This is a genomic window from Salipiger bermudensis HTCC2601 (genome assembly GCF_000153725.1).
In the GTDB taxonomy this organism is placed as follows: domain Bacteria; phylum Pseudomonadota; class Alphaproteobacteria; order Rhodobacterales; family Rhodobacteraceae; genus Salipiger; species Salipiger bermudensis.
Map to the genome: position 1 here is coordinate 237,683 of NZ_DS022277.1, position 15,062 is coordinate 252,744.

Here is a 15,062-nt window from a genome sequence, read left to right on the forward strand (position 1 = left end):
GCCGCCCCCGACCACTGGGACGGGGGCGGCGGTTTCGGGGGATCAGGCGGAGATGATCTGGAGATACGCGTCGAGCGCGGCGCTGTAGTTCTCCTCGTACCACGCCATGTCGAGCGCCACCTGCTTGGGCAGGTTCGCCGGGTCCATCGGGTTGAAGCGGCGCTCCTCCTCGGGGATCAGCGCATCCGCCGCCGGGTTGGAGGGGCCGTTGCCCAGCATCTGGAACAGCACCACCTGGCGCTCGGGCTCCTGGGTCGCCGCGATGTAGTTCATCGCCGCTTCCTTGCCGCCCGGGTTGTCCTTGAGCACGCCGATGCCGCCCGGGCCGATGATGCCGTCATCCCACGTGAAGGTGATCTCGCCCTCGGTGTCCTTGTGCAGCAGGCTCGCGCGGGTGTTCCAGATCAGCGCCATGGAGACATCGCCGTTGAGCAGCAGCGACTGGCTTTCGGCACCGCCGCCCCAGAACGCACCGACATGCTCCTTGAAGGCCTCGATCTTGGCGTGCGCCCGGTCGAGATCGAGCGGGTAGAGATCCTCGGGCGCCACGCCGTCGGCCAGCAGCGCCGCTTCCCACATGCCGGCGCCCCACTTGTACATCGAGCGCTTGCCGGGGAATTTCTCGGTGTCGAAGAAATCGGCCAGCGAGGTCGGCGGGGTGTCGTACTTGGTCGCGTCGTAGGCAATGACGTAGCTGTAGAAATAGCACGACGACGAGTACTCCCAGTGGAAGCCCTCGCGCTGCTTGGCCGGGTCGACCACGTCATAGTCGATCGGCTCCATCATGCCTTGGCGACCCAGCGCCTGCGACGAGAACGGCTCGGCATCGACGAGGTCCCAGGTCGGACGGCCGCCCTGCACCTGCGCAGTGATTGCGCCCTCGGTCGGGCCGGAACCGTCATAAAGCACGTTGATGCCGGTTTCCTCGGCGAAGGGCTGGCCGAAGGCCGCGTCCATGGCGTCGAGCGCGTCGCCGCCCCAGTTCACGAACACCAGCCGGCCCTCCTGAGCCTGCGCGCTGCCGGCGCCGAGGCCGAGCGCGGTGGTGCCCATCAGGGCGCCCAGCCCCTGCAGCATCTGGCGGCGCGAGATCTGTCCCTTCGCGGTGCGTTCCTTGAGGATTTCCACGAGGTCGTTCTGGAAGTGATTGGTCATTGTCTCACCTGTTGCTTGGTTATCGGGTAGACCTTTCCCGCCCCGGGCGCTGAGGCGCCCCGGTTTCGCGGGATCGGCTGTCGGGAATTGGTCAGATGGCGAAGCTGTCGCGGGTGTCCCACACGACGTTCAGCTCGGCCCCCCGGTCCGGCGGCGGCAGGCCGGGGCCGTTGTCGAAGTAGAGCATCAGTTCCTCGCCGGCGCGGGTCTCGAGCAGCAGCCGCGACTTGGAGCCAAGATAGACCCGGTCGCGCACCCGTGCCGGAAGCTGGTTGCCGTCCCCTGCCGCGGCGAGGCGCATGTGCTCGGGGCGGATGGCGACATGCTCGTAAGCGGTTGCGCTCGCCGGCAGCTCGAGCGGCGTACCGGCGATGCCGCCGGCCTCGGCGTCGAGCGACAGGATGTTGATGTCGCCAAGGAACTCCGCGGTAAACCGGTTCGCCGGACGCTCGTAGACCTCGTCCGGGGTGCCGATCTGCTGCAACTCGCCGTGGTTGAAGATCGCGATGCGCGAGGACAGCGCCAGCGCCTCTTCCTGGTCGTGGGTCACGAAGACGAAGGTGGTGCCCAGATCGCGGTGCAGGCGCCGCAGCTCTTCCTGCATCTGGCCGCGCAGGTTCTTGTCGAGGGCCGAGAACGGCTCGTCGAGAAGCAGCACCTTGGGTTCGTAGGCCAGCGCCCGCGCCAGCGCCACGCGCTGCTGCTGGCCACCGGAGAGCGCCTTGGGTTTCTTGTGCTCGTGGCCCGAGAGCCCGACCATCTCGACCATCTGCGCGACCCGGTCGGTGACCTGCGCCTTGGAGCGCTTCTGCACCTTCAGCGGGAAGGCGATGTTTTCGGCCACCGTCAGGTGCGGAAACAGGGCGTAGCCCTGAAAGACCATGCCGAAGCCGCGCTGGTTGGCCGACCACGAGGTCATGTCCTGCCCTTCCAGCATCAGCCTGCCCCGCGTCACCGGCTCATAGCCGCCAAGCAGCGTGAGAAAGGTGGTCTTGCCCGAGCCGGAGGGGCCCAGAAGCGAGAGGAACTCGCCTTCAGAGATTTGCAGGGAAACATCACGCAGCGCGTGGAACTTCCCGAATGTCTTTCCGACCGAACGTGCTTCGATCTGCGTTGTGTTCGACACAATCGCCTCGCTTTTCATTCCTGTCCGTGTTGGCCCAAGGGTGAGGCGGCAAGAGGTGAACTGCAAATGAAACTTATTCAGACGCTCGACAAACTTCTTTTGTCACGACTTCCGGATGGGTGTGAGTCTGGAGAATTCAATCTTAGATTTCAGCCACTTGTGGAATTCATCGACGATGGGATTCTCGACGTTCTCCTCTGGCGTGCAAATGAAATAACCCGTGCTCTCGTGCAATGATGCCGCGAAAGGCCGCATCAGACGCCCCTCGCGAAGATCCTTCCCCCACAGAACGGTGTCTCCGATGGCAATTCCCTCGCCCGCGAGAACCGCGGTGTGCACGATGTTCATGTCGGAATAGCAGATGCCGCGCCGGGCATCCTCGGAGGGCAGCCCCGAGAGGGTCATCCAGTCTTCCCAGTCGGTGAAGTCGCTCATGTGCAGAAGCGTTGCCTGCTGCAGGATGCGCAGGTCGTTGAAGCTCTTGAACCGGCTGAGATAGGCCGGGCTGCAAAGCGGCGTGAACTCGACCGAGAACAGCGGCACGCTCCTGAGATTGGCGCGCGGCTCGTGCCCGAAGGTGATGAAGGTGTCGATCTCGGGATTGGTGGTGTCGGCCATCTTGTGCGAGCTGAGCACCGTCACCACCACGTCGGGATGCTCGGCGATGAAATCGCCAAGGTGCAGGCACAGCCAGCCATCGGCAAAACCGGGCGTGGCGCTGATCGTCAGCGAGCCGGTGAGCCCCTCCTGCGCCACCCGCGCGGTGGAACTGGCGATCATGCTCAGCGCGCGGCGCACGTCCTCGGCATAGGCACGGGCGCGGGGGGTGATCTCGGACTTGTTGCCGCTGCGCTCGACGATCTTGAAACCGAGATCGGCCTCGAGCAACCGCAGCTGGTGGCTGATCGCGCTGCGGGTGACGTTGAGCTCGGCCGCGGCACGCCAGAGCGCACCGTTGCGGGCGACGCTCTCGATGGCGCGCAGCGCCTGGATGGAAGGATAGCGTTTGATGACGGGCCTCGCGCGTGGATGCCCCCGCTGGATACACCGGCGGGGGCTGTCATGCGAGGGCTCAGAGCGCCGGAAGCTGCGCCTTGAGGAAGGCAAAGTGCCGGTCGGCCATGCCCGCATAGGCACGCCAGCCATCGGCGGTGTTCTGCGCCACCGCGTCCGAAAGCACCGCCAGCGGCGCGCCTGTCGAGCGCGCGAGGATCAGGGTCTGCGCCGCCTTCTCGAAGAAATAGAGATCCTCGAAGGCCGCGGCGACCGTGTCGCCAACGATGGTGACGCCGTGGTTGCCCATCACCAGCACCGACTTGTCGCCAAGCCGCTCGGCCAGCCGCTCGCCCTCTTCCTCGGCATCGGCGATGCCGCCGAAGTCGAGATCATAGGCGGTGCGCCCATAGAACCGCGCCGTGTTGTTGTCGATCGGCACGACGGTGGGATCCTTCAGGCAGGCCAGCGCCGTGGCATAGGGCGAATGCGCGTGCAGGACCACCCGCGCCTCCGGCTTCTTGCGGTGCAGCGTGCCATGCACGCACCAGGCCGAGGCATCCGGCGCCCCCTGCCCCTCCAGCACCCGCCCGTCGCGGGCATCGATGCGCAGCAGGTCCTCGGGGCGGATGGTGGCAAAGTGCTGCCAGCACGGGTTCAGCAGGAACGCGGCGCCATCTTCGGACACCGCCGCGCTGAAGTGGTTTCCGACGGATTCGCTCCATCCCATCTGGTGGCAGATCCGGAACGCCGCCGAGAGATCCTGCCGCAGGGCGGCAGTCTCTTCGTCGGGAAGGCTGTGCGCGTTCATGCCTTGAACCGCCCTTCGCTGACCAGCGCGCGATAGGTCGAGCGCATCTCGGCCCGGTCGGTGTAGCAGCCGCGCAGGTAACGGTCGCCGCTTTCGGCAGTATAGGCGGCGCGGCCATGCACGATGCGGTGATTGTCGAACACCATGCATTCGCCCGCCTTCATCAGGAAGGTCATCATGTATTTCTCTTCCTGCAGCATCTTTCCGAAGCGGCAGAAGGCCGGGTACCAGCTGTCGAGCATGTGCTGGTCGAGATCGGAGAGGTCAAGCATGTGCTGGCTGATCGTCAGGCCCGACACTTCGCCATGCTGGTCGAGCTCGATGATCGTCTGGCGCGAGCGCATGTCGTAATGGTCATGCTCGCAGAAGAACGGCACCGGCACCTCCGAGAGAAGCTTGAACCCCTCGGGGTCGCGGGTGCGGAAGTCGTTGGCCACCGCCACGCCATCGGCGTAGAGGCTGTTGCCGCCATCCACGGTGTTGGCACGGCAATGCAGGAACTGCACGCCCGGCGCGTGCTCTTCGGCGGGGGTGTCGGTGTGCAGCTCCAGCGCCGAGGCCGTGTAGGCGGTGTTGGTCGGGTTGATGTGGGTCTTCACGTCGAAATAGTCACCGAAAAAGGTCGGACGCACCTGACCGATCATCTCGGCCGTCTCGGTGAGGCCCGCGTTGCTGTCGGGCATGTCGGTGAGGATTGTGAAGCCCTCGACCAGCATCGCCTCGATCCACTTGGCGCGCAGCGCCTCGTCTGCCAGCAGCTCGGGCTGGCTGAAGCGCGGCACGTCCGGGTAGTGATCGCCATACCACGCCTTGCGCGGCAGGTCCGCCGGATCGGGGCGGCGCTGCGGCACCTTGTAGGCCTCGAGCCATGCGATGGGGAAGCGGGTGACGTGGTCTTCGGCTTCCCAGGTCAGTTCGAGCGCGTCGCCGGCCACTTCGGCGGTCTTCGCCCGCGGCGCCGCGTCGAGGTGGAAGATGTCGAAGCTGCGCTCACGGGTGGCCGCGCTGAACGAGCTCGGGCAGTTGTCGCGCAGCCAATGGAAGTTGAAGTAATGGCTTTCACCGTCGGAGAGGATAATCTCGAGCCCCTTGTCCTTGAGGACCGGGGCAGCCACGGGGGAGGTCATGACATTCATGCGTGTTCTCGATGTGTTGGCGTGGATTGGGGAGGTTTCTGCAAAGAAGCATTCCACGTCTTCCTTTTGGCCAACAGGCGGATTAGCGTGAAGCTAACTTAATCCAGGGGTTAATCTAATGGAGCGATTTCCGCCGCTGCGCCTGCTCACCACCTTCGAAGCCGTCGCGCGTCATGGCTCGATGCGGCTGGCGGCGGCGCGGCTCAACGTCACCCAGCCGGCGGTCAGCCAGGCCCTGAAGGCGCTGGAGGAGCATGTCGGCACGACGCTGTTCGACCGCGCCACCCGGCCCGCGCAACTGACCGAGGCGGGCGAGCTCCTGTCCCGGGCGGTACGCGACGGGCTTGGGCAGATCTCGGCGGCGCTCGAGGACATCCGAGCGCTCAGCGGCCAGGACGGCGCGCAGGTCATGGTGTCCTGCACGCTCGGCATGGCGACCTACTGGCTGATGCCGCGGCTGCCGCAGTTCTATGCAAGCCACCCCGAGATCACGGTGAACGTGCAGGCTCCGGCGACGGACCTGCCGCACCTTTCGCCGGGCATCGACATCGCCATCCGCTACGGCACCGGAGGCTGGCGCGAGGGCACGACGCAGAAGCTCTTCGACGAGCGCGTCTGTCCGGTCGCCGCGCCCGCCCTGCTGGACCGCCTCGAGGCCGAGGGCATCGGGCTCGACGGGGCGCCGCTGATCCACGTGCGCAGCCCGCACAACCAGCACTGGGCCGGCTGGGAGGACTACCTGCGCGCCCGCGGCATCGCGCGCAGCCGGCTCTCGGGGCAGACCTTCAACAACTACGTGCAGGCGGCGCAGGCGGTACTGGACGGGCGCGGCGTGATGCTTGGCTGGCGCTCGATTGCCAGCGGCGCAGTGCGCGACGGCGCGCTGCGCATGTGGCCCGGGGGCGAGCTCGATCTCGGGACATCCTACTTCGTGACCGGCGCGCGCCGACCGTCGCACCCCGCGAAAACGTTTCTCGACTGGATCAGCGCCACGGAGCACGCCGAGGGCTGAGCCTTCGGAGCGCTGGCGCCGGTCGTGAACGCCAGTTTCCCCGACACCTACCAGGCCTCGGTGGGCGTGGATCGAGGACAAGATCAAGCTCGGCCGCGTCGGCGAGATCGAGGACATCATGGGCGCCGTGGTCTACCTCGGCTCCGACGCCTCGGCCCTCGTGACAGGCACGTCGCTGATGGTGGATGGCGGCTGGACAGCTGACTGACCGCGGAGGGACGTGGCCCAAAGGCCTTGCCCTATGCCGTCTTGCAGCCCTGCCCCGTCAGACCGATCCCCGAGCAGGCGCCTTCGTCGCCGCCACAGCAATCCTCGAGCAGGAACCGCACCAACCCGTTCACCGCGTCCAGGCGCGGCGCGTACTGGATTTCGCGGTGCTGGCGTTCGCTGCTGACCAGCCCGGCGCGCTTCAGCGCGGCCAGATGGCCCGACAGGGTCGAGGGCTTGATGTCCAGCAGCCGCCCGATCTCCATCGCCGGCGTGCCCCCGGGGCCGCGCTGGACAAGGAGCCGGAAAATCCTGAGCCGGGTGTCATGGGCAAGCGCGCTGAAGGCGTCGATGGCGGCGGTCTGTTCCATAATTCGTCATTACGCGAAATGAGGAATGTTGACAAGCGAGCCACGTCTGACCTATCCGTCAATCAATTCGTGAATGCGCGAAATGACGAATTCATCAAAGCTCCGGAGGCTCCATGTCCGACACGTCCGCCCCCGCCCCGATGGGCCGCTTCGAACGCCTTCTGACGGTCTGGGTTGCGATAGCGATGGCCGCGGGCCTCGCCATCGGCACGGCGGCGCCGGGGCTGGTCAACGCCATCGCGGCGGCCGAGGTCGCCTCGATCAACCTCGTCGTGGCGGTGCTGATCTGGGCGATGGTCTATCCGATGATGGTCAGCGTCGATTTCGGCGCCGTGGCCGGGGTCGCGCGACAGCCCAAGGGGCTCATGGTCACGCTGGTCGTCAACTGGCTGATCAAGCCCTTCACCATGGCCTTTCTCGCGGTGCTGTTCTTCGATCACCTCTTCGCGCCGTGGATCGCCCCCGAAGATGCCGCGCAATACATCGCCGGGCTGATCCTCCTCGGCGCCGCACCCTGCACCGCGATGGTCTTCGTCTGGAGCCAGCTGACCCGCGGCGATGCCACCTACACGCTGGTGCAGGTCTCGGTGAACGACCTGATCATGGTGGTGGCCTTCGCGCCGATCGTGGCGCTGCTCCTCGGGGTGACCGAGATCGCGGTGCCGTGGGACACGCTGGTGCTGGCCACGGTGCTCTACGTGGTGTTGCCTCTGGTGGCGGGGCTGCTGACGCGCCGCGCGCTCGGGTCCGACGCCGCCATCGCGGCCTTCACCGCCCGCATCAAGCCGCTGTCGATGATCGGCCTGATCGCCACCGTCGCCATCCTCTTCGGCCTGCAGGGCGACACCATCCTCTCACGCCCCGGGATCATCGCCCTGATCGCGGTGCCGATCCTGATCCAGAGCTACTGCATCTTCGCGCTGGCCTATGGCGCGGCCTTCCTGCTGAAGGTGCCACACCGGATCGCCGCGCCCTGCGCCATGATCGGCACGTCGAACTTTTTCGAACTGGCCGTCGCGGTTGCCATCAGCCTCTTCGGCCTGAACTCCGGCGCGGCGCTGGCCACGGTGGTCGGTGTGCTGGTCGAGGTGCCGGTGATGCTGTCGCTCGTGGCCTTCGCCAATCGCACGCGTGCCCGTTTTCCCGGGGCTGCGGCCTGAGCCGCGCTGCCACGCGCCTCGTCCCAAGGAGTCCGACATGACCGACACGCCGCAGATCACCGATGCCACCTTCGCACCCATCGATCCCGACGCGCTGTTTCCGTCCGAGCGCAGCAGCCATCCCCCGCGCATCCTGGTGCTCTACGGATCGCTGCGCGAGCGCAGCTTCTCGCGCTTTGCCGCCGAAGAGGCCGCCCGCGTCCTGACCCGCTTCGGCGCCGAGGTGCAACTCTTCGATCCGCGCGACCTGCCCGCGCCGGACAGCGCCCCGACCGATCACCCCAAGGTGGCCGAACTGCGCGACCTGGTAAGCTGGTGCGAGGGCATGGTCTGGTCCTCGCCTGAACGCCACGGCGCGATGACGGGCATCATGAAAAGCCAGATCGACTGGATCCCGCTGTCACTGGGCTCGGTGCGTCCGACGCAGGGCAAGACGCTGGCGGTGATGCAGGTCTGCGGCGGCTCGCAATCGTTCAACACGGTCAACCAGCTGCGCATCCTCGGGCGCTGGATGCGGCTGCTGACCATTCCCAACCAGTCCTCCGTGCCCAAGGCCTGGGACGAGTTCGACGAGGACGGACGGATGAAGCCCTCGCCTTATTACAACCGCATCGTCGACGTGATGGAGGAACTGGTCAGGTTCACCCTCCTGACCCGCGACATCCGCGACCACCTCGTGGACCGCTACTCGGAGCGGGTCGAGGATCACGCGGCGCTGTCGGCGCGGGTCAACCAGTCCAAGGCGGTGTGACCACCCGGCTCCGGGCGGTCATCGACCGGGCCTTCGCGACCGTCGGCCCGGTCTGCCTCTACTTTCGCAGCTTGGCCTGCTCCAACTCCCAGTATTCGATGCGGAACTGCTCGTGCCGAGGCAGCGGCTGGTAGCCGCCAAGCGCCTCGGCAGACGCCGCAACGCGCAGGTTCTGCTCGGCCAGATCCGCGTTGATCCGCGCCTCGGTCTTGTTGCGCCCGAGGCCGATTACCCCGGCACCGGGAACAAAGACCACGCGCGGAGACCGGTCGAGCATCGTCAGGCTGCCGTCCGTGTGCGCCTCGAAATAGCGGGTATAGGACGCGGCGAAGGCCTCGGCGGCCTTCGCGACGGTGCCCGCATCCGCGTCCGCCGGGATCACCATCGGCCAGGGCTTGATGCGGATGACATGATCCGGCGTCACGGTGCCGCGGCTGACGGCCTCGGCCATGCCGTCCTGCCCCGAGAGACGGGCCAGCGGTTCGGCCCCGCGCAGCTCGTGCTCGGCAAAGCCCGGCAACGCGCTGCGCAGATGCGGCCGCAGCGCCTCGAGCACCGCGTTGCCCTCGCGCGCGGTTGGCGGCATCAGCGCGGCGCCGCGCGCGGCAAGATGCGCCTCGCAGACGGCCACGGCATCGCGGAACCGGCCAAGGCTCTCGTCCGCCGTGTCGCCCCATGTGAAAAGCCCGTGCTGTGCCAGCCACATGACGGTGGACTGCGGCTGCGCCGCCGCGGCCCGCGCGCCCTCGATGGACAGGTCGAACCCCGGAAAGACGTAGGGCAGAAAGACCATGCTGTCGCCGAATAGCGCCTCAACCATCTCGCGCTGCTCGGCCTCGGGGCGGCTCGCCAGGGCCAGCACCGCCGAGGCGTGCCCGTGATCGACGAAGCGCGCGGGCAGGTAGCCGTGCAGCAGCGTCTCGACCGACGGGTTCGGCGCGGCGGGGTCGAGCAGGTTGGCACGCAGCAGGCCCACCATCTCGGTATCGCTGAGCCGCGGCCCGTCCTTGACCTCGAAGAGCGGGTCGAGCCAGAGGCCGGGCATGCCCTGCGGCTCCATCGTCGCCAGATCCCAGCCCGAGCCCTTGACGTGCAACACCCGCTGGCCCTCGCGCATCACCTTGACCGAGGTGTTGCCACCGCCATGCATCGACAGCTCGGGGTTCCCCCCGAGCTGTCTGGAGCTCTCGACGCGCTGCGCCAGCAGCGCGTCTGCCTCGTCGAGCGTCAGCGTCATGCCGCCGCCTTGCGCGTGGCGAGATCGTTGTACATCTCGAACGCCTGCGCCGCCGGGAGCAGATCGTGCACCACCGCCGAGACCGCCTGGATCATCGCCACCGGATCACCGGCGCGGAAGATGTTGCGCCCCATGTCGACACCCGCAGCGCCCTGATCAATGGCCTTGAACGCCACTTCCAGAGCCTCGGCCTCGGGGATCTTCTTGCCCCCGGCGATGACGATCGGCACCGGGCAGCCGGCGCAGACCTTTTCGAAGCCCTCGTCGACGTAGTAGCTCTTCACATACTGCGAACCGATCTCGGCGGCGATGCGAGTGGCAAGGCCGAAGTAGCGCGCATCGCGCGCCATGTCCTTGCCGACGCCGGTGACCGCGAGGGTCGGCATCCCGACGCGATTGCCCCGGTCGATCAGGTTGATGATGTTGGTGATGCTCTTATGCTCGAACTCCGAGCCAATATAGACCTGCGCCGCCATGGCCGCCACGTTCATCCGCAGCGCGTCTTCCATGTCGACGGCGATGGTCTCGTTCGACAGTTCGGACATGATCGAGTTGCCGCCCGAGGCGCGCATCACGATGGGCTTGCGGGTCGAAGCGGGCACCGAGGTGCGCAACATGCCCCGGGTGCACATCAGCACATCGGCATGCTCGAACAGCGGCGCGATGTTGATGTCGACCCGCTCGAGCCCGGTGGTCGGGCCCTGGAAATAGCCGTGGTCGAAGGCCAGCATCACCGTGCGCCCGGTGTCGGGGCGGAAGATGCGCGCCAGCCGGTTCTGCATACCCCAGTCATAGGCGCCCGCACCCTTGAGGAAGAACGGATCGTTCTTTGCAGGGGTCGTCAGCCCGAAATCCTTGCCGTCGATGATGTCGTCGAGATCAGCCATGTGATGTCCTTTCCTGTGTCTCTCTTGGTTCGAAGGCGAGCACCTGCGGCGGCGCCCAGGCCGCCCCGAGCGCATCGCGGTAGGCGCACCAGCGCCGGTATCTCGCGTCCAGCTGCGCCTGCGCCGCCGGATCGGGGGTGATTTCCTCTGTGTGCCGGGCCATGGCCCCGGTCGCCGCGTCGAAGCCGTCGAACAGCCTCGCGCCGATGGCCGCGGCAATGGCCGCGCCCCGCGCGCCGGTTTCGAGGCAATCCGACAGGCGCAGGGTCATGCCGAGCGTGTCGGCAAAGATCTGCGCCCAGAGCTGCGATTTGGCGGCCCCGCCCGACAATGTCGCGGTGCGGAAGGCGCGGTCCGGGTCGAGGATCTCGAAATGTGCGCGGTGCCCGAAGGCAACCCCCTCGTAGAGCGCGCGCACCATGTCGCCGCGCGAATGCCACGCGCCCATGGCGCTGAAGCCACCGCGGGCCCCAGGTACCGGCCCGGCATAGAGGAACGGGTGGAACACCGGCAGGTCGCTTTCCGGATCGGAGCCGGCTGCCAGCCGGTTGCACAGCGCGAACGGGTCCTCGCCGGTGGCCTTGGCCTCGTCCGCAAGGAAGGTCTGCACGAACCATTCGAGGTTCGCCGCCGAGGTCGGCGAGCATTCACAGCTGACCCAGGTGTCCCGCCCCAGCACGCTGGCCAGCAGCGCGCGGGGTTTCTCGGGCAGCGCGCGGGCGAAGACCTGGTTGATCGACCAGCTTCCCGCCACGATCGACGCCTCGCCGGCCTGCGAAGTTCCCGCCCCCAGAGTCGAGGCCAGCACGTCAAAGAGCCCGCCCACCACTGGCGTGCCTTTGGCGAGGCCGGTGGCGTCGGCTGCGGCGGCGGTGACATGGCCCACGACGGCATCGCTCTGCGCCGGCTCGGGCAGGACATGCCGCAGCCCCTCGATGCCGTAGAGCCGCAGCAGCGCATCATCGTATTGCAGCGCGGGAAGCGCCAGCAGCCCGGCGCCTGCAAGGTCCGAGACCTCGGAGCCCGTGCGACCGGTCAGCCCGTGCACGATCACGTCCTTGCACAGCAGCGCGACATGCGCCCGCGCCATGATCTCGGGCCGGTTCTCGGCCATCCAGCGCAGCAGAACAGGGGTCATCGCGGGCCAGGGGCGCGATTGCGCCCGTGTCAGGATCTCGTCGCCATGTGCGGCGGCGATCTCGGAAGCCAGCGTCTCGGCCCGGTTGTCCATCGACTGGATGCCGACCAGGCCCTGCCCCTCCCGGTCCAGCAGGTAAAGGCCGTTGCCGTGGCCCGCAGCCCCGACCGCCAGCACCTGCGCGCCGCTCACCCCGGCCTGCTCCAGACAATCGCGGATCGCGCCCGAGGCGGCCTGCCACAAGCCCTCCGGGGAGCGTTCGACAAAGCCCGGTGCCGGTTGCAGCGTCTCGGAGCCGCGCGCGGCGACGGCGAGCGTCTGGCCGGAGGCGTCGAACAGCGCCGCCTTCACCATGGTGTTTCCGGCGTCCACGCCGATGAGATACCCTGTCATTGCGCCGCAACCTCCCCTTTGCGATGCAGGCCGATCCTTTCGGGATCGGCCCCGTGATCCGTTGCCAGCTTCACGCGGAAGCCGTGCAACTCCTCCTCCCGGCGGGTCGGGCTCCAGCCCTTCGCCGCCGCCAGCCGGTCGGCCAGCGTCTCGAGCGCCGCCGCGTCGAGCCCGCCTGCCAGCGCCACAACCGTGCGGCGCAGCGCCAGATCGGCCAGTGTTTCGACCTGCTCGTGAGCGATCAGGTAGTCGATCTCGGCCTCGGAATAGCCCGGCAGACCGGGCAGCATCCGCTCCCCCGCGAAGGCCGGCGCAAGCGCCTTCGCCAGCGTACCATAGCGCTCGAGCAACGTCGCGACGCGCGCCTGAGCCAGCCCCGAAACCGCCGCGACCTCGGCGCACCACGCGGTGCGGTCCTCCGGGAAATCGGCACCGCCGCCTATGGCGAGCTCCTGCGTGCCGCTCGTGCGCGCCATTCCGAGCCGCGTCATCACGTCATCCGCCGCCAGTTCACCGAAGGCGCGGAAGGTGGTCCACTTGCCGCCGATCATGCTCAGCACCGGCACCGCGCCCTCGGTCCAGCGGTTGAAATGCCCGCGCGGGATCTGCCCGGTGGTGCCGGCCCCGCTCACCGGCAGAGGCCGCACCCCGGCAAAGACGTGCAGCACCTGCTCGGGCCGCACCGTCACGCCGGGCAGTACCCAGGACATGCCTTCGAGGATATAGGCCCGCTCGTCCGCCTCGCAGCGCACCTTGTCGGGGTCCGGCACCTTGATGTCGGTCGAGCCGATCAGCACCTTCCCGTGCAGGCCGAACATGATGCAGATGCGCCCGTCGACATTCTCGTAATAGACCATGTCGTCGCCAAGCATGTCGCGCAGTTCGGGATGGTCGAGCACTAGGTGCGCGCCCTTGGTTCCTTGCACCATCTCACCGGTGGTGCCGGCGCGCGCATTGGTGCGGTCGATCCAGGCTCCGGTGGCGTTGACAACGATCTCGGGGCGCAGGGTGATCTCGCGCCCGCCGACGCGGTCGGTCAGCGCGACCTCTGTCCCCACACGCGTGACCTCGAGATGGTTGAGCGCCACCGCATCGGCGCCACTGCGTGCCACGTCTTCGAAGATCTCGGTCACCACGCGCTCGGGGTGGCTGACCTGACCGTCGTAATAGGTGGCAGCGCAGCGCACGTCGGGTCGGAAGGGAAACCGCGCCTTGGCCTTGTCCGAGGACCAGAATGCGTGGCGCGGCAGGCCGCCCTTGCCACGGGTGTAGAGGTCGTAGAAGGACAGCCCCAGCTTCACCGGGAGGGCGCCGCGCCGCGAGGGCGCCTTCGACAGGCCGACGAATTTCAGCGGCGCGTTCAGCGCGCCCGACACCCAGCTGTCGATCGGCACAATGGTGCGCAGCGGGCTCACGAGATGCGGCGCGTTCTTCAGCAGGCGGTTGCGCTCGTCCAGCGCCTCGCGCACCAGATCGAACTCGCCGTTCTCGAGATAGCGCAGCCCGCCATGAACCATGCGGCTCAGCGCCGAGGAGGCCCCCGCGCAGAAATCCGACTTCTCGGCCAGCATCACCGGCACGCCGTTCAGCGCCAGCTCGCGGTAAACCGAGGCGCCGTTGATGCCGCCGCCGATCACCAGCACCTTCGGCGCGGCACCGTCCATCGCATCGAGCCGCGCGGCACGGGTCATGGGGGGAACGACTTGCAGGGTCATGCGGCCTCCTTCAGGCGCGCCAGCACGAGCCTGGCGGTGGCCTCGTCGGTGACGAGCGTGTTGATGTAGCCGCCGCGCACGACGGCGCAGATGGCCTCGGCCTTCTCCTGCCCGGCGGCGACGCCGATGCTGATCGGCACCTTGGCCAGATCATCCGGTGAGATCGCCACGACCAGCCGGTTGCGCACGTAGCCGGTCACCGTGCCCTGGGCATCGAGCACATGCGCCATCAGCTCCGCCACGGCGCCCGAAGCGTAGAGCGCCTCTTCCTCGGCCGGCACGTCGCGGTGCAGATCGAAATACGAGGTCGCCTTCTCGCGCAGCCCGCCGATGCCGACGAGCGCCACGTCGGCGGCCCGCGCCGCCTCCATCACCCGGCTCACCGTCTTCATGCCGGTGATCATCGCGTGCTGTTCCTCGGTCTCGGCGAACATCGGCGAGAGCATCTGCACCGCCTCGCCGCCAAAGGCCCGCGCCAGCGTGGCGGCGGCGTGGTTGACGTCGGTGTAGTGCTTGCCCTGCACGAGGCCCGTCGCGGGCACCGCGGTCATGCCGCGCAGCGGCATCACCTGGCGCAGGCCGGCAACGCAGGCGCTGACACCCTTGCCGCCCGTCAGGCAGACCGTCATGCCGGGCTTGAGCTTGCTCGCCAGCAACTCGGCGGCGGTGATGCCGACCCGGGTCAGCACCGCCTCGGGGTTGTCGGACGCAGTGGTCTCGATCACCACCTCGCGTAGGCCCGAGACCTCGGCCAGCTCGCGCTCCAGCGCGAGATGATCCTGAAACGGCGAGCGGATGGTGATCTCGACCATGCCCATGTCGTGGCCCGCCTTGATCATCCGGTTCACGGTGGAATGGCTCTGCCCCATCCGCTCTGCCACCTGGGCCTGGGTCAGACCGTCGACGTAGTGCAGCGTCAGCGCGGTGTAGATCCGGCGCACCTGCGCGATGTCCTGAAGCTGGTCCATGA

At 67.6% G+C, this 15,062-nt stretch carries 14 protein-coding genes and 1 pseudogene; 4 read left to right on the plus strand and 11 right to left on the minus strand.

The features are described 5' to 3' along the window. Positions 1-42: 42 nt before the first annotated feature. The 5 genes from R2601_RS20340 to R2601_RS20360 form a co-directional block, all read right to left on the minus strand. The gene (locus R2601_RS20340; RefSeq protein WP_007801833.1) at positions 43-1,155 is read right to left on the minus strand and encodes an ABC transporter substrate-binding protein; all 1,113 of its coding nucleotides are present in this window, start codon (positions 1,153-1,155) and stop codon (positions 43-45) included. A 91-nt stretch (positions 1,156-1,246) separates the two neighbouring features. Further along, on the minus strand, positions 1,247-2,281 hold the full coding sequence (locus R2601_RS20345) for an ABC transporter ATP-binding protein (protein ID WP_254656088.1): 1,035 nt from the start codon (positions 2,279-2,281) through the stop codon (positions 1,247-1,249). A 102-nt stretch (positions 2,282-2,383) separates the two neighbouring features. Further along, on the minus strand, positions 2,384-3,427 hold the full coding sequence (locus R2601_RS20350) for a LysR substrate-binding domain-containing protein (protein ID WP_254656089.1): 1,044 nt from the start codon (positions 3,425-3,427) through the stop codon (positions 2,384-2,386). Beyond that, on the minus strand, positions 3,354-4,085 hold the full coding sequence (locus R2601_RS20355) for a class II aldolase/adducin family protein (RefSeq protein WP_007801840.1): 732 nt from the start codon (positions 4,083-4,085) through the stop codon (positions 3,354-3,356). The genes R2601_RS20350 and R2601_RS20355 overlap by 74 nt, the downstream gene beginning before the upstream one ends. Beyond that, positions 4,082-5,200, minus strand: a complete 1,119-nt coding sequence (locus R2601_RS20360; protein WP_254656090.1) for a TauD/TfdA family dioxygenase — start codon at positions 5,198-5,200, stop codon at positions 4,082-4,084. The genes R2601_RS20355 and R2601_RS20360 overlap by 4 nt, the downstream gene beginning before the upstream one ends. A 139-nt stretch (positions 5,201-5,339) precedes the next feature. Here R2601_RS20360 and R2601_RS20365 point away from each other — a divergent pair, with 139 nt between their 5' ends. Next, on the plus strand, positions 5,340-6,233 hold the full coding sequence (locus R2601_RS20365; protein ID WP_007801843.1) for a LysR substrate-binding domain-containing protein: 894 nt from the start codon (positions 5,340-5,342) through the stop codon (positions 6,231-6,233). A 58-nt stretch (positions 6,234-6,291) separates the two neighbouring features. Beyond that, positions 6,292-6,441 (plus strand): annotated as a pseudogene (locus R2601_RS26175) (SDR family oxidoreductase); the annotation flags it as partial. Between the two features lie 31 nt (positions 6,442-6,472). On the opposite strand, the gene R2601_RS20370 reads toward R2601_RS26175, so the two are convergent. After that, complete coding sequence (locus R2601_RS20370; RefSeq protein ID WP_007801847.1) at positions 6,473-6,811, minus strand: ArsR/SmtB family transcription factor; 339 nt, start codon at positions 6,809-6,811, stop codon at positions 6,473-6,475. Positions 6,812-6,924: 113 nt separating this feature from the next. Here R2601_RS20370 and arsB point away from each other — a divergent pair, with 113 nt between their 5' ends. Further along, positions 6,925-7,971 carry an ACR3 family arsenite efflux transporter gene (gene arsB / locus R2601_RS20375; RefSeq protein WP_007801849.1) on the plus strand — a complete coding sequence of 349 codons (1,047 nt, stop codon included), beginning with the start codon at positions 6,925-6,927 and terminating at the stop codon, positions 7,969-7,971. A gap of 37 nt (positions 7,972-8,008) precedes the next feature. Beyond that, complete coding sequence (gene arsH, locus R2601_RS20380) at positions 8,009-8,722, plus strand: arsenical resistance protein ArsH (RefSeq protein ID WP_007801851.1); 714 nt, start codon at positions 8,009-8,011, stop codon at positions 8,720-8,722. A 58-nt stretch (positions 8,723-8,780) separates the two neighbouring features. Here arsH and R2601_RS20385 read toward each other — a convergent pair whose 3' ends face one another. The 5 genes from R2601_RS20385 to R2601_RS20405 are packed head-to-tail and all read right to left on the minus strand — an operon-like array spanning position 8,781 to position 15,060. Beyond that, positions 8,781-9,959 (minus strand): class II aldolase/adducin family protein, encoded by a 1,179-nt coding sequence (locus tag R2601_RS20385; RefSeq protein ID WP_007801853.1) that lies wholly within the window; start codon positions 9,957-9,959, stop codon positions 8,781-8,783. Then, positions 9,956-10,846 carry a 3-hydroxy-5-phosphonooxypentane-2,4-dione thiolase gene (gene lsrF / locus R2601_RS20390; RefSeq protein WP_007801854.1) on the minus strand — a complete coding sequence of 297 codons (891 nt, stop codon included), beginning with the start codon at positions 10,844-10,846 and terminating at the stop codon, positions 9,956-9,958. The genes R2601_RS20385 and lsrF overlap by 4 nt, the downstream gene beginning before the upstream one ends. Beyond that, positions 10,839-12,377, minus strand: a complete 1,539-nt coding sequence (locus R2601_RS20395) for an FGGY-family carbohydrate kinase (RefSeq protein WP_007801855.1) — start codon at positions 12,375-12,377, stop codon at positions 10,839-10,841. The genes lsrF and R2601_RS20395 overlap by 8 nt, the downstream gene beginning before the upstream one ends. Beyond that, positions 12,374-14,092: a glycerol-3-phosphate dehydrogenase/oxidase gene (locus R2601_RS20400; RefSeq protein WP_217626396.1), complete on the minus strand. Its 1,719-nt coding sequence runs from the start codon at positions 14,090-14,092 to the stop codon at positions 12,374-12,376. The genes R2601_RS20395 and R2601_RS20400 overlap by 4 nt, the downstream gene beginning before the upstream one ends. Next, a complete protein-coding gene (locus tag R2601_RS20405) occupies positions 14,089-15,060 on the minus strand; it encodes a sugar-binding transcriptional regulator (RefSeq protein ID WP_007801857.1) in 972 nt (323 codons plus the stop codon). The genes R2601_RS20400 and R2601_RS20405 overlap by 4 nt, the downstream gene beginning before the upstream one ends. Positions 15,061-15,062 lie beyond the last annotated feature (2 nt).